Raw genomic sequence first — 14,105 nt, 5'->3', positions numbered from 1 at the left:
CAGCACCGAGGTCCAGAACAACATCACTGCCCGGCACGAGCTGGGCCTGCCGACGGACTGAGCGAGACAACTAGATGACACTGGCGCTCACCGAAGAACAGGCCATGATCCGCGAGTCCGCACGCGGCTGGGCGGAAGAAAACGCTCCGATCACCGCGCTGCGCGCGTTGCGCAAGTCGCAACCGTCGATCGGCCACGACCCCGCCCTGTTCACCAAGATGGCAGAGATGGGCTGGACAGGAGTGACCGTTGCCGAAAGCGAAGGCGGGTTCGGCATGGGTCATGCCGCAGCCGGGCTGATCGCCGAAGAACTGGGCCGTACGCTCGCTGCGTCGCCGCTGATCGGTACAGGCGTGGTGGCGGCCTCGCTCCTTGCCGCGCTCGGTACGCCCGAGCAGAAGGACCAGTGGCTCTCGCCGATCATTGCGGGCAAGGTTGTTGTCGCGCTGGCCCTCGACGAAGGCCCGCTTCATACGCCGGACAAAGCCGGGCTGTCTGCCGTTCGCGAGGGCGGCGGATGGCGCCTGGATGGGACCAAGCGTCCAGTGTTCGATGGTCCGGCTGCCGACGCCTTCATCGTCGCAGCGACGACGGACAGCGGCCTTGCGCTGTTTCTTTGCCCCGCCGTAAGCTTTGGGATCACGGTCACCCCGCTCCGCCAGATCGACAGCCGAGGGGCAGCAATTGTCGCCTTCGACGCCGTCGGACTTCCGGCAACTTCGCTGTTGGGGGAATGCGGGAGAGTGCTCGCACCGCTTACCTCAGCGCTCGATGCAGGCCGTGCCGTGCTGGCGGCCGAAATGCTCGGCAGCGCGCAGGCCGCCTTCGAAATGACCGTCGAATACATGCGCACCCGCGTCCAGTTCGATCGCCCGATCGGCTCGTTCCAGGCACTCCAGCACCGCGCGACCGACATGCTCGCAGAGCTCGAACTCACCCGCTCGGCCGTTCGCGCTGCGCTCGCCGCGCTCGACGTCGATGATCCCGACAGTGCCCGGCTCGTTTCGCTGGCGAAAGCGCTCGCCGGCAAGACCCTGCGCCACGTCGCACAGGAGGCCGTCCAGCTCCATGGCGGGATCGGCATGACCGACGAACATGACGCCGGCCTGTACCTCAAACGCGCCCATGCGGCCGACATGACCTGGGGCAACACGGCCTTCCACCGCGACCGCTACGCGACGTTGTCGGGGCTCTGAACTAGCACAACGGTGCAGATTCCGGTTGGCTCACCGCCGCGAACGTGACAGGTATGCGGGGATGCCCACCACCCATATCGCCACCGTCGACGACGAAGACCAGATTGCGGAAGGAAAGCCTGCCGGCAGCACGCGTTCCGCCGGTTATTCCAGCCCTTCTATTGTCGCCCGGCGCAATCGGATTCTCAACGAAACCCGCCGGATGATCGGCGAGGTCGGCCTGACCAACCTCAGCATGGACGATGTGGCCAAGCGAGCCAACGTCGCCAAGCGCACGCTCTACAACGCATTCCAGTCCAAGGAACACCTCGTCGCCTCCGCGATCAGCAAGTATATGGAGGCATACGAGCGCAAGATCCATTACTCGACCAACGACGCCACGCTCGAATGGATGATCGAGCGACTGGTGATCGTCGCGCGGCGGAACCTGGAGATCCGCAATTACACGCGGGCGCTGATGAACATCTACTACTCGGCGGATGTAGACCCGGAGATCCGACAGGCGATCCACGACATCGCCGCGCATTCGCACGAGCCGTGGATCAAGGACTTGGGTGCCAAGCGCCAGCTGCAACCGTGGGTCGATGCCGACGACCTCGTCTCGATGCTTGTCCGCTATCGCTACGCCACCGCCCACGCGTGGACCGAGGGCGAGATCCCGGACGAGAACATGGTGGTCGAGGTGGTCCGCGGGTTCCTTACGGTGATGGCCGGCGCGACCAAGGGCGCGGCCCGCAAGGAAATCACCGAGGCACTGCTGACGCTGGAGGAGCACCCCTTGATGCAGGGGCACTTTGCGGGAATGAAGCGCAAGGGCTGATCACCGACACCGGTCAGGCGTCGGTCCTGATCCACAGGCTCTTGGTTTCAAGGTAGCTTTCAACGTGGTCGAAGCTCCCTTCGCGCCCGAACCCGCTCATCTTGTAGCCTCCGAACGGCACGCCCGGATCCATCGTGTGGTAGTGGTTGATCCAGATGGTGCCGGCCCGCACCCGCTTGGCCACGGTCAGCGCGCGGGAGATATCGCGGGTCCAGACCGCACCGGCGAGGCCGAACTGGGTCGCATTGGCGCGGGCGACGACCTCGTCCGCGCTGTCGAACGGCAGGACGCAGCCGATGGGGCCGAAGATTTCCTCCTGCGCGATCCGCATATCGTCGCGCACATCGCCAAACAGGGTCGGCGCGACATAGAAGCCGTCGGCCAGCGCGCCTTCGGCAAGGGTCATCCCGCCAAGCACCGCCTGCGCGCCTTCCTGGGGACCAAGGTCGAGATAGCCGCGCACCCGGTCATACTGGACCTGGCTGACGATCGGACCGACTTGCGTTGAAGGGTCAAGCGAGTGGCCTACCTTGTACTGGCGTCCCACTTCGGCCAGCCGCGCCACGAACTCGTCGTGGATCGACCGCTCGACAAAGATGCGCGATCCGGCGCTGCATACCTGCCCGCTGTTGTTGAAGATCGCGCTCGCCGCCATCGGCACCGCAAGGTCGAGGTTGGCGTCGGCGAAAATGATGTTGGGCGACTTGCCGCCCAGTTCCATCGTCACTTTCTTGACTGTCCCGGCGCTCGCCTGGATGATCTTCTGGCCGGTGCCGCAGGAGCCCGTGAAGGTGATCTTGTCGACGTCGGGATGCGCCGAAAGCGCCGCCCCTGCGCCGCCGTGCCCGGTGACGACGTTGACCACCCCCGCCGGAAAGCCGGCCTCGAGGCACAGCTCGCCGAACCGCAGCGGCGTGAGCGATCCCTTCTCGGACGGCTTGAGTACGATGGTGCAGCCCGCCGCCAGCGCTGGCGCGCATTTCCACGCGGCGGAGAAGATCGGGCCGTTCCACGGGATGATCACGCCAACGACGCCGACCGGCTCCTTCAGCGTCATGCTCATCAGCTCGACCGGCGCGGAATTACCCAGCGTATGGCCATGGATGGCCGTGGCGAGCCCGGCGAAGTGCCGGATGGCACGGACGATGATCGAGGAGATCATCGTCGAAGGGGTGATCGGCCGGCCCATCTCCAGGGTATCGACCAGCGCGAAGTCGGCGAACTCGCGCTCGACGAGGTCGGCGAGGCGCAGCAGGCAGGCTTGCCGCTCGGCCGGGGTGAACTTGCTCCACGGCCCCTCGAACGCGGCGCGTGCGGCAGCAACCGCACGATCAACGTCGGCAGCGGTGCCTTCCGCGATCTGGGCGATGCTGTCGCCGGTGCAAGGGTCGATCGCGTCGAACCACTCACCGCCGAGCGGCTCGACGAGCTTGCCGTCGATCAGCAAGCGGTTGCGGCCCGCATTGTACTGGGCAGGCAGCGCGGCCGAAAAGCCGGTAGCAGGAGCGTTCATTGGGTCAGTCCTTGAGAACGGCGAGGCGGCGCAAGTCGGCGCGGCCGAAGGCAAACAACACGCCGACGATCGTGAAGACCACGGCGATCAGCAGGATCAGCGAGGTGCCAATCTTCATCGGGTCGTGCAGGATCTTGTCGGTGGTGAAACCGACGAGAAACGTGCCCAGCGCCATGCCGATCAGCCCGGTGACCAGCACGAAAATCGCCGAGACTCGCCCGCGCAGTTCCGGCGGGGTCACGACCTGCGTTGCCGCCGGCCCCATCGACGCGGTCGAGAGGATGAACAGCATGTAGAGGCCGAACAGCACCACGGTCAGCATCGGGCTCGACACGAGGTACGCCGCGATAGCCAGCGGGCCGGCAATGACCATCGTCACCAGGCACCACAGGATATGCGCGTCGCGCCGGCCACCCGAAAACATCCGGTCGACCGCCAGCCCGTGCAACGGGAGGCTCGCCGCCGGGAGCATCTGGGCGATGCCGAGGGTCACTCCGATCTGCGCCGGGGTCCAGCCATAGGTACGGGTCAGGTACGTCGGCAGCCACAGCTGCTGGGCAATGGTCACGGTATAGACGAGCCCGATGCCCAGGATGATCGCGGAGAACGCCCGCTTGTGCGAGAGGATGAATCGCAGTGCCTCGCCGTACCCGCCGCCCGCTGCCGTCGCACCGGCTGGACGGTGCCGGGGCGGTTCCGGAAACAGCAGCACGAGAAATGCCGTGGCGATGCCGGGAATGCCGGTGACGAGGAACGCCTGCTGCCACGGCGCGAAGTTGCCCATCAGCGGCCAGTGGCTGATTGCCCCCTTGAGCACCGCGTCGACCAAGGGTCCGCCGAGCAGGAACACGATGCCGGCGCCCATCACCCCGCCCATCACGAAGATCGACATGGCCAGCGAAAGGCGCTGCGGCGGGAAGCTGTCGCCGATGATGGAGTAGGCGCCGGTGGTGTACCCCGCCTCCCCCGCCCCGACCAGCGAGCGCCCGAAGGCGAGCGCCATGAAGGTCCCAGCCAGCCCGCAGAACGCCGCGCCCGAACTCCACAGGACAACGCAGGCGAACAGCACCCAGCGCCGCCGCGAGCGATCGAGCAGCAGCCCCACCGGGACCGCGCAGATGGAATAGAGCACCGCAAAGGCCGGCCCCTGCAGCAAGCTGACCTGAAGGTCCGACAGTCCGAGGTCCGCCTTGATCGGTTCGACCATCAGCGCCATCAGGTAGCGATCGGCGAGGCTGCGGATGTAGAGCAGGAACAGGATCGCGACGGTCAGCCACGCGACCGCACTCCGGGGATAGCGCAGATCGGTCATTCGGCGGTTTCCTTGGAGGCGCGGGCAGGATCGTAGGCGGGACGCTCGATCGCGAACTGGTCGGTCGTCCGGGCATACCAGCCCGCACCGTGGGTGCGCCCGATCAGCCCCATCGCCGGGGTATCGAGGTACAGTTTCTCGGGGTTCGAGATGAACGGATCGGCGATGTGGGCGACGAGGATTTCGCCGATCATCACCGTTTGGTGGGTGCCAAGGTCGAGCGCGACCGTCTTGCGGCATTCGAAGCTGACCGGGCTGGAGGCGATCAGCGGCGGCTTGACCACCGTCGCCGGCGCGGTCTCGATCCCGGCATAGTCGATCTCGCTGACGCCGGACGGCGCATCGACGCTCGACAGGTTCATCTTCTCCGCGTCAGCCTCGCAGACGAGGTTCACGACGAACTCGCCGGTGTCGAGGATGTTGCGCGCGGTGTCCTTGAGCGCACGGGTGCGCAGGTCCTTGAGCAAGCCCAGCACCACCAGCGGCGGCTCCACCCCGCAAACGTTGAAGAAGCTGTAGGGCGCGGCGTTGACCACGCCGTCCGCGGATACCGTCGTCACCCACGCGATGGGACGCGGGGTGACGGTCGAGTTGAGAATTTTGTAGCGGTCGCCAAGGCGCAGCTCGCGCATGTCGTAGCGCATGGCTCAGCCCTTCTTCGCGGCGGAACGGGCGGAGAAGGCCTCGCGGGCGCGGATCGCCTCGTCGCCGGACTGGAGCTGATGGCAATAGACCAGCTCGAGCGCGTGCGCGTTTTCGAGGCTGGCGCTTTCCGACGCGTGAATCAGGCGCTTGGTCAGTTCGGTCGCCTGCCGGTTGCCGTCGCCCATCGCGGCCGCGAACGACAGCGCCTCGGCGAGAGCAGATCCGTCGGGGACGGTCCGGCTGACGAGGCCAAGGCGCGCGGCTTCATCGACCGGCACGGCGCGGCCGGAGTAGATGATTTCCGAAGCAATGCGCCGCCCGACTTCGCGGGTCAGGTACCACGAGACGCCGCCGTCAGGCACCAGGCCGAACTTGAGGAATGGCGCGCCGAACGAGGCCGAGGCCCCGGCGATCAGCACGTCGCAGGCCAGCGCCAGCCCCCACGATACGCCCCACGCGCCGCCCTCGACCGCGGCGATGGTCGGAATGGGAAGCGCCGCGAGCCGGCGGATCGCCCGCTGGCCGAGTTCGAGCCGGGCGGCGAGGTTGAGAGCGCCCTCGCCGCGGGCCGGCGGGTTCTTGACGTCGCCGCCGCTGCTGAAATAGCCGTCCGCGCCGCAGATCACCACGGCCCGTGCCGGGCTCGCGCCTTCCAGCTCGGTGAGCAGGTCGGCCAACGCCTCCCACATCCCGAACGAGACGGTGTTCTTCGCCCGCGGCCGGTTGAGCGTGACGAGGACAATCCCGTCCGCGCGCCGCTCGACCAGAAGATCCTGGCTCTCCCCGGTCATCGTCTTACGTCTTCGGCTTGGTGTCGCCGGCGCGCTGGCGGATGTAGTGCATCAGCCCCTCGATCTCCGCGTCGCTCAGGTTATCGAACTTGCCCATGCCGCGGTCCATCAGCGCGCCATCGTGGACGACCGACCAGAACGCATCCTTGTCGAGCGGGATCGGGGACTTGCGCAGGTCGGGCGCGGCACCGCCTGCGATCATCCCGCCGCCGTGGCAGATAACGCAGCTCGTGCCATAGATGCCTGCGCCGATCGCGGCCTTCTTGGGGTCGATCTCGAACGCGGTATCGTCGGGAAAGTCCTCCGCCACCATCTCGAACTTCGGCAGCCTGGCCTTGCCGCCAAGGCGGAATGTCAGCACCCGGCGCTTCTGCTGGCGGTAATCCCAGTTGGGCGAATTGGCGAAGCTCGAACGGAAGCTGGCTATGACGGTTACATACTGCACCCCGCCGACCGAATAACTGATCGGCGCGGAGAGGATGCCGTTCTGGGCGAAGAAACTCCACAGCTTGAGCCCGTCAGTTGCGCGGTAGGCACCAAGATCACCCGAGTTCTGGCCCTGGAACACGAGGTTGCCCCCGGTCGCCAGCACGCCGCCGTTGAACGTGCCGGGCTGCGGGATCTTCCAGACTTCCTTCTGCTTCGCCGGGTCCCAGGCAAGCAGAAAGCTCTTCGACGGCGGGGTCACGATTCCGGCGGGTGGCGCACCGAGGCCAGTGTTGACGAACAATCCGTCACGGACTTTCCAGGTCTTGAGGTCCGGATCGATGTGGACGCGCCCGCCCTCCATCACCGGGATGTAGGTCAGGCCCGTCTGCGGGCTGTGCGCCATCGCCTGCACCCCGTGCGCCCCGTTGGGGAACGGGTAAAGCACGAACGGCTTGCCGTCCTCGTATCGCGCTTCGGGGTTTTCGATCGGTCGTCCGGTCGCGATATCGATCTTTTCCGCCCAGTTCACCGGCCCGAACTTCTCGGCCGAGAGCAGCTTCCCGGTTTCCCGGTCGATGACGTAGTAGAACCCGTTCTTCGGCGCATGGAGCAGGACCGGGCGCTTGCGGCCATCGACGACCATGTCGGTCAGCTCGATGTCCATGGCGTTGTTGAAGTCCCAGGTGTTCCCAGGGTTCGTCTGGTAGTGCCAGACGTACTGCCCCGTCTTCGCGTCGACCGCAACGATCGAGGCGAGGTAGAGGTTGTCGCCCCCGCCGGGCGAGCGGATCTTCTGGTTCCACGGGAAGCCATTGCCGGTGCCGAGGTAGATCCGGTCGTACTTCGCGTCATAGGCCATGGCCTGGTAGACCGCGCCGCCGCCGCCGAACTTCCACCACTCGCCCTTCCAGGTCGAAGCGGCCTTTAGCGTGGTTTCGTCCTTGTCGACCGCCGGGTTGCCGGGCACGACGTACCAGCGCCATGACTTCTTGCCGGTCTTCAGGTCGTACGCGGTGACATAGCCACGCACGCGCGAATAGTCCGCGCCGCCGAAACCGATCACCACCTTGTCGCCCGCGACGAACGGCGGGCCGGTGATGTACGCGCCCTCTGCCTCGTCGAGCGTCTGGACACTCCACAGCAGCTTGCCGTTGCGGGCATCGACCGCGAGCAGCCGGCCGTCGCGCGTCGCGGTGATGACCTTGCCGTCGCGATAGGCGATGCCGCGGATGCCCCACCCGGCGCGCAGACGCCACTGTGCTTCCGGGGCTTCGGCAACCTTCGGATCGTACTTCCACAGCAGCTTGCCCGAGCGCGCGTCGATCGCGTGGATCACGCTGCTCCCGACCGCGAAATAGAGCACGCCATCGACCGCGAGCGGCGCGGTGTAGGCATCGTAGGTATCGAGGTCGTAGTACCAGGCGAGGCCCAGCCGGTTGACGTTCTGGTCGGTGATCTGGGTAAGCGGGCTATAGTGCTGCTCGCTGTCGTCGCCGCCGAAGCTGAACCAGTCGCGCCCTTCCACCGGTGTCCCGCCCGGCGCGGCGACGGTCTGGCTGGCAGCGGTGGCAAGAAGCGCGGCGGCGCCGGCAAACAGCGTCGCGCGTGCAAGAAAACGGCCCATCAGCATCGTCCCGAAAAGTTGCCTCCGGACTCGTCGTTGCGGGCCGGATAAATGCACACTGGTGCAGATTTCGCGTGAAGTCAACACGGCGGCATGCTATCCGCCAAGGCAAGGCGGGAGACACCGCCGGAACTTTTCAAATGGCGGAAAGGATGCAGGAAATGAGCGGATTGGATCGCAGGACGGCGCTGGCGGCAGCGGTCCTTGCCGGGGGTCTTACAGCAGGAGCGGGCGGAGTCGCTGCTGCGCCTCGCAAACGCACGCCAAGCGTCGCCGACCAGCTCGACATGCTCGTCTCGCGCACCCAGGTCGAGGAAGTCCTGATGCAGTACGCCCGCGGCAACGATCATGCCGACGAGGCGATGATCCGCGATTGCTTCTGGCCGGAATCGACCCACAAGCACGGCGGCTTCGACGGCAAGAGCCAGGACTTCGTCGGCTTCGCGATGAAGATCCTCGTCCAGCTCAAGTACTGCGCCCACCACATCAGCAACGTCAGCATCCGGGTGAACGGCGACCGCGCCTTCAGCGAGTGCTACTATTTCGCCCATCACCGGCGCCCGGTGAAGGACGGCAGCGGCGAGGAGGACGTGTTCTTCGAAGGTCGCTACCTCGATTTCCACGAACGCCGCAGCGGCGTGTGGAAAATCATCCGCCGCCGCGGCCTGTCCGACTACACCTCGACCGCGATGCCGGCGAACGCTCCGTTTGCGCAGTGGCCCGCAGGCACGCACACCGAGCGCAGCAGCGACGACGAGTGGTACAGGATGCTAGCGCAATTCGAGGGAAAGTAGCTTTTTCCAGTGCGCCCCCGCGAAGGCGGGGGCCTCCGTCGTCCAAGCGGACCGTCAACCGCATGAAGTCCCCGCCGTCGCGGGGACGCCGGCTTGCTGAAACCCTACTGCCCCCGCTCGTCGCGCTCTGCCTGCACTGGCGCACCCGCGGCCTGGACCTCCCGCGCGCGCTGGCGCAGGTAGTTCTGGATCGAGAGCAACTCGCGGTCGGTCAGTTCGCCAAACGCCGGCATCCCCCGCGAAACGAGAACACCGCCGCGCACCACCTGTTCGAACGAGGCGTCGTCGAGTGCGACCGGCGAGCGGATGAGGTCCGGCGCGGTGCCGCCCGACATGGCGTTGGCACCGTGGCAGGTCGCGCAGCGTTCGGCGTAGGGCAGCGCCCCTTCCTTCGCCAGCGCGGCGTCGAAGCGGAACGCGCGGTCATCGGGGAACGAGCGGTCGACCGGCGGCGGCGCGGGCAGCTTGTCCTTGCCGTCGAGCGCGAACACCAGCACGCGCCAGCCGCGCTCGCGGTAACCCCATTCGGGCCCATAGCCCTGCGCCGTCGGAAAGCGCGACCCGGCGATGACCGCGACGTACTGCTTGCCCTTGACCCGGTAGGTGATCGGCTGGGCCATGACCCCGGTCTGCGCGTCGAAGCTCCACAACTGCCTGCCGGTATCCGCCGCGAGCGCGGTGAACTGGCCCGCGCCGCGCCCCTGGAACAGCAGGCCGCCACCGGTGCTCATCGTGCCGCCCCCGCCGCGCGGCCCCTGCATCGGCACCCGCCATGCCTCGCGCTGCTTGACCGGGTCCCAGGCGATCAGGAACGAGGTCGGCGTGCGCGGCTTGAGGTCGGGCGGCGGCGTACCGATGCCGTTGCTGATCCGCTGGCCGGTCGAAAACTTCCAGTCGGCGAGATTCCCGGGCGGATCGACATAGACCCGCCCCTGGTCCATCGCCGGGATGTAGACGAGCCCCGTACCCGGGTTGAAGCTCATCGCCTCGATATTGTGCGCCCCGAACGGCGAGGGGTAGACGATCTCCGCCTTGCCGCCGGGGAAGCGCGCCTCGGGATTCTCGATCGGCCGGCCAGTCTTCTGGTCGATCCCCTTGGCCCAGGTCACCGGAACGTAGTTCTTCGCCGAGATCAGCTTGCCGGTCCGCCGGTCGAGCACATAGAAGAACCCGTTCTTCGGCGCGTGCATGATCACCGGGGTCTTCTCGCCGTTCACCTCTAGATCGGCGAGCTCGATATCCATGTCGGAGTTGAAGTCCCAGGTTTCGCCCGGGTTTGTCTGGTAATGCCAGATGTATTCGCCGGTGTCCGCGTCGAGCGCGATGATCGAACAGACGAACAGGTTGTCCCCGCCGCCGGGCGAGCGGATCTTCTGGTTCCATGGCGCTCCGTTGCCGGTGCCGATGTAGAGCCGGTTGAGCTCAGGGTCATAGGCCATGGCGTTCCATACCGTGGCCCCGCCGCCGTACTTCCACCATTCGCCCTTCCAGGTCTTCGCAGCCATCTCCATGGCCTTGTTCTCGAAGCCCTTCGCGGGATCGCCGGGGACCGTGTAGAACCGCCAGTCCTGCTTGCCGGAGGACTGGTCATAGGCGGTGACGTAGCCCCGCACCGCCTTGTAGTCCGCGCCGCCGTGGCCGATCACGACCTTGTCCTTGTAAACCCACGGCGCGCCGGAGATGTAACGGCCGTCGTCGGGCCCCTCGGTGGTCTGGACCTCCCAGTCCAGCTTGCCGGTCCTTGCGTCGAGCGCGATCAGCCGGCCGTCGAGCGTCCCGGTGAACACCCGCCCGTTCGCATAGGCGATGCCGCGGCTGCCCCAGGCACCGCGCAACTTTTCGCCCGCCTTCTCGCGCGCCTTCGAATCGTAGGTCCACAGCAGCTTGCCGGTCGCGCCGTCGAGCGCGTGGACGATGCTGGCACCTGCAGCGAAATAGAGGACGCCGTCGACTGCCACCGGCGCGGTGAGGCTCGATCCGCCGACGTCGATGTCGTAGTGCCAGGCGAGGCCGAGACGCGAAACGTTCTGCTGGTTGATCTCGTCCAGCGCGCTGTGGTGGAGCGCGCCCGGCCCGTCGTAGTCGGCCCAGTTGTCGGGATGGTCGACCGCGCCATGATTGCAGGCGGCGAGCGCGAGGGCGGCGGACGCCGCAAGCGATATGCGCAGACGCTTCATTCCGGTTCTCCTCGCCCCTCGATTTCGCCGACTATCCGCCGATCGTCCGCTCGCCCGGCCAGTATCGTGCGCGCAATTGCTTCTTGTTGACCTTGCCCATGACCGTGCGGCCGATGTCGTCGACGAAATCGTAGCTGCGCGGGCACTTGAACCCGGCAAGCGATTCCCGGCAGAAGCGGTTGAGTTCGTCGGCGCTCGGCGGATTGGCGGGATCGCGCGCAATGACCAGCGCCTTGGCCTCCTCGCCCATCTCCGCATTCGGCGCGCCGAGCACGGCGACGTCGGCGACCTCCGGGTGGCGGATCAGGACCTGCTCGGCTTCGGCCGGGTAGATGTTGACCCCGCCCGAGACGATCATGTCGGACACCCGGTCGGTGATGAACAGGTAGCCCTCCTCGTCGACATAGCCGACCTCGCCGAGGGTGAACACGCCCGGTGCGATGTGCGCGGCGGCGGTCTTGTCGGGATCACCCTCATAGACGATGCCGCGCCCGGTCGCGTCGCGGAAGTAGACCTGGCCTTCCTGGTTCGGCCCCAGCTTAGCCCCATCTTCGCCGTAGATCTCGGTGGTGTAAGGCGGCAGCGCCCTGCCGACCGAGCCGGGCCGCTCGAGCCATTCGGGCGACGTGATGAAGGTGGTCGATCCCGCCTCCGTACCGCCATAGGCTTCGACCAGCACCGGACCGAACCAGTCGATCATCGCCTTCTTCACCTCGCGCGGGCAGGCCGCGCCGGTGTGGGCGAGCCGCTGCATCGAGGAGACGTCGTATTTCGCCTTCACCGCGTCCGGCAGCGCGAGGAAGCGCTGGAAGTGAGTCGGGACCATGACCGAGCCCGCGACTTTGTGCCGCTCGATCAGTTCGAGCGCCTTTTCCGCATCGAAGTGGCCCATGACCACCAGCGCGGTCCCGGCAAAGAGGTTTCGCGCCATGCCGAGGGGACCGGTGTGGTAAAGCGGGCCGACGACGATCCCCGGAGAAGGCGTGCGCTTCGGCCGGAGGATTTCCGCCAGTTCCGCGACGGTCGCAGCTTCAGGAAAATACTGCGGCGGGGTCTGCGTGGCCTTCGGGCGACCGGTCGTGCCCGAGGTATAGTGGAGGTGCGGCAACGGCTTGGCGCTGCTGTCCGGCTCGGCATCGGATGCGGCGGCGAGCCAGTCGCCCCAGCCGGTCAGGCCTGCGCGGGGCTCGCAGCGCCAGCCGACGACCTGCGTCAGCCCTACTGCCCGCGCAGCCTCAAGCGCGATCTCGACCGTCTCGGGCCCGACAAGCAGCACCGATGCGCCCGAGTCCGACAGGATGTATTCAAGCTCCCCCGCGGTCAGGTGGTAGCTCACCGGAACGGTCGAGACCCCTGCTTCCAGACCCGCGACATAGGCGATCACCGTCTCGGCGCTGTTGGGCGCGAACACGGCCACACGGCGGGCGGCGTCCACCGCCGCGCCCATGGCGTTGGCGGCGCGATTGAGGACCGGGTCCAGCTGGTTCCAGCTGTACGCCACCCGCTCGTCGACCAGCGCGAGTGCATCGCGCTGGTCGGAGGCGACCGATTGCAGGGTCTGGGACATCACACAGCCTTGTTCATTGCGGCGGCGTATTCGCCGACCTTGAGCTTGCCGAGCTGGCTCATGTGGACCTCGTCGGGGCCATCGGCCATGCGCAGGTAGCGTGCGGTGCCGAAGATCGTGGCGAGCGGGAAGTCGCGGCTGAAGCCGATCGCGCCGTGGACCTGCATTGCCCGGTCGGCGACGGTCTGGGCCATCTGCGGGGCGACGATCTTGATCGCCGCGATCAGGTCCTTGGCGGCCTTGTTGCCGACCCGGTCCATGGCATCGGCGGCCTTCAGCGTCAGCAGCCGCGCCTGCTCGATCTCGCAGAATGACTTCGCGATGTCCTGGCGGATCGAAGACTGGTCCGACAGCTTCTTGCCGAACGCGACACGTTCTTCGGCGCGCTTGCACATCAGTTCGAGCGCGCGCTGCGCCATCCCGATCAGGCGCATGCAGTGGTGGATGCGACCCGGCCCGAGCCGGCCCTGCGCGATCTCGAACCCGCGGCCCTCGCCGAGCAGGATGTTCGCCCTGGGCACGCGGACATTGGTGAACTGGATCTCGCAGTGTCCGCCCGGCGAATGCAGCGCGTCGAGCACGTGGAGCGGACGGATGATCTCGATGCCGGGGGTGTCCGCGGGGATGATCACCTGGCTGTGCTGCTGGTGGCGCGGCTTGTCGGCGTTGGCGGTCTTGCCCAGCAGGATATACACCCTGCAACGCGGGTCCATCGCGCTCGAAATCCACCACTTTCGGCCGTTGATGACGTAGTCGTCGCCATCAGCCTCGATCGTCGTCTCGATGTTGGTCGCATCGGAGCTGGCGACGCCCGGTTCGGTCATGACGTAGGCCGAGCGGATTTCTCCGGCGAGCAGCGGCTTCAGCCAGCGCGCCTGCTGTTCGGGTGTGCCGAACTTGGCGAGGATTTCCATGTTGCCGGTATCGGGCGCGGCACAGTTGAAGTACTCGGATGCCCCCATCACGCGGCCCATTAGCTCGGCCAGAGGCGCGTATTCGAGGTTGGTCAGGCCGGGCGAGAACTCGCCATACTCGTGCGGCAGGAACAGGTTCCACAGACCCTGCTCTTTCGCCCTGGCCTTGATTGCCTCGGTCCCAGGCCACGGCTGCCAGCGGTGGGCGGGATCGTGCAGGAAATGGTCGCGCTCCTGCTCGATCGGGTAGACATGCTCCTGCATGAACGCATCGACCCGTTCACGCAGGTCCTGCACTTTGGGGCTGTACTGGAAGTCCATCG

General features: G+C 66.6%; 11 protein-coding genes. 3 read left to right on the top strand and 8 right to left on the bottom strand.

Going from position 1 to position 14,105, the window contains the following annotated elements; translation table 11 throughout:
- Positions 1 to 74: 74 nt before the first annotated feature.
- Both AC3WLD_RS12300 and AC3WLD_RS12295 read left to right on the top strand, forming a co-directional pair.
- On the top strand, positions 75 to 1,196 hold the full coding sequence (locus tag AC3WLD_RS12300) for an acyl-CoA dehydrogenase family protein (RefSeq protein ID WP_492557252.1): 1,122 nt from the start codon (positions 75 to 77) through the stop codon (positions 1,194 to 1,196).
- A 61-nt stretch (positions 1,197 to 1,257) separates the two neighbouring features.
- Positions 1,258 to 2,016 (top strand): TetR/AcrR family transcriptional regulator, encoded by a 759-nt coding sequence (locus AC3WLD_RS12295; RefSeq protein WP_492557251.1) that lies wholly within the window; start codon positions 1,258 to 1,260, stop codon positions 2,014 to 2,016.
- Between the two features lie 13 nt (positions 2,017 to 2,029).
- On the opposite strand, the gene AC3WLD_RS12290 is transcribed toward AC3WLD_RS12295, so the two are convergent.
- The 5 genes from AC3WLD_RS12290 to AC3WLD_RS12270 are packed head-to-tail and all read right to left on the bottom strand — an operon-like array spanning position 2,030 to position 8,330.
- Entirely contained in the window at positions 2,030 to 3,529 is a 1,500-nt protein-coding gene (locus tag AC3WLD_RS12290; protein ID WP_492557250.1) for an aldehyde dehydrogenase family protein, read from the bottom strand.
- Positions 3,530 to 3,533: 4 nt separating this feature from the next.
- On the bottom strand, positions 3,534 to 4,841 hold the full coding sequence (locus AC3WLD_RS12285; RefSeq protein ID WP_492557249.1) for an MFS transporter: 1,308 nt from the start codon (positions 4,839 to 4,841) through the stop codon (positions 3,534 to 3,536).
- Entirely contained in the window at positions 4,838 to 5,485 is a 648-nt protein-coding gene (locus tag AC3WLD_RS12280) for a flavin reductase family protein (RefSeq protein WP_492557248.1), read from the bottom strand. Before AC3WLD_RS12280 ends, AC3WLD_RS12285 begins: the two co-directional genes overlap by 4 nt.
- Before the next feature lie 3 nt (positions 5,486 to 5,488).
- Positions 5,489 to 6,277 carry an enoyl-CoA hydratase/isomerase family protein gene (locus tag AC3WLD_RS12275; protein WP_492557247.1) on the bottom strand — a complete coding sequence of 263 codons (789 nt, stop codon included), beginning with the start codon at positions 6,275 to 6,277 and terminating at the stop codon, positions 5,489 to 5,491.
- A 4-nt stretch (positions 6,278 to 6,281) separates the two neighbouring features.
- Entirely contained in the window at positions 6,282 to 8,330 is a 2,049-nt protein-coding gene (locus AC3WLD_RS12270; protein WP_492557246.1) for a PQQ-dependent dehydrogenase, methanol/ethanol family, read from the bottom strand.
- Positions 8,331 to 8,491: 161 nt separating this feature from the next.
- Between AC3WLD_RS12270 and AC3WLD_RS12265 the strand changes: the two genes are divergently transcribed.
- The gene (locus tag AC3WLD_RS12265) at positions 8,492 to 9,124 is read left to right on the top strand and encodes a nuclear transport factor 2 family protein (RefSeq protein ID WP_492557245.1); all 633 of its coding nucleotides are present in this window, start codon (positions 8,492 to 8,494) and stop codon (positions 9,122 to 9,124) included.
- Between the two features lie 104 nt (positions 9,125 to 9,228).
- Here the strand turns inward: AC3WLD_RS12265 and AC3WLD_RS12260 are convergent, their stop codons facing one another.
- The 3 genes from AC3WLD_RS12260 to AC3WLD_RS12250 are packed head-to-tail and all read right to left on the bottom strand — an operon-like array spanning position 9,229 to position 14,103.
- Positions 9,229 to 11,301 carry a PQQ-dependent dehydrogenase, methanol/ethanol family gene (locus AC3WLD_RS12260; protein WP_492557244.1) on the bottom strand — a complete coding sequence of 691 codons (2,073 nt, stop codon included), beginning with the start codon at positions 11,299 to 11,301 and terminating at the stop codon, positions 9,229 to 9,231.
- 31 nt (positions 11,302 to 11,332) lie between these two features.
- Positions 11,333 to 12,868, bottom strand: coding sequence for an AMP-binding protein (locus tag AC3WLD_RS12255; protein WP_492557243.1), 1,536 nt, complete (start codon positions 12,866 to 12,868; stop codon positions 11,333 to 11,335).
- Positions 12,868 to 14,103, bottom strand: a complete 1,236-nt coding sequence (locus AC3WLD_RS12250) for an acyl-CoA dehydrogenase family protein (RefSeq protein WP_492557242.1) — start codon at positions 14,101 to 14,103, stop codon at positions 12,868 to 12,870. The genes AC3WLD_RS12255 and AC3WLD_RS12250 overlap by 1 nt, the downstream gene beginning before the upstream one ends.
- Positions 14,104 to 14,105: the final 2 nt, after the last annotated feature.

The organism is Novosphingobium sp. FW305-C-111, from assembly GCF_058783565.1.
This window is presented reverse-complemented; position numbering and strand designations above follow the sequence as displayed.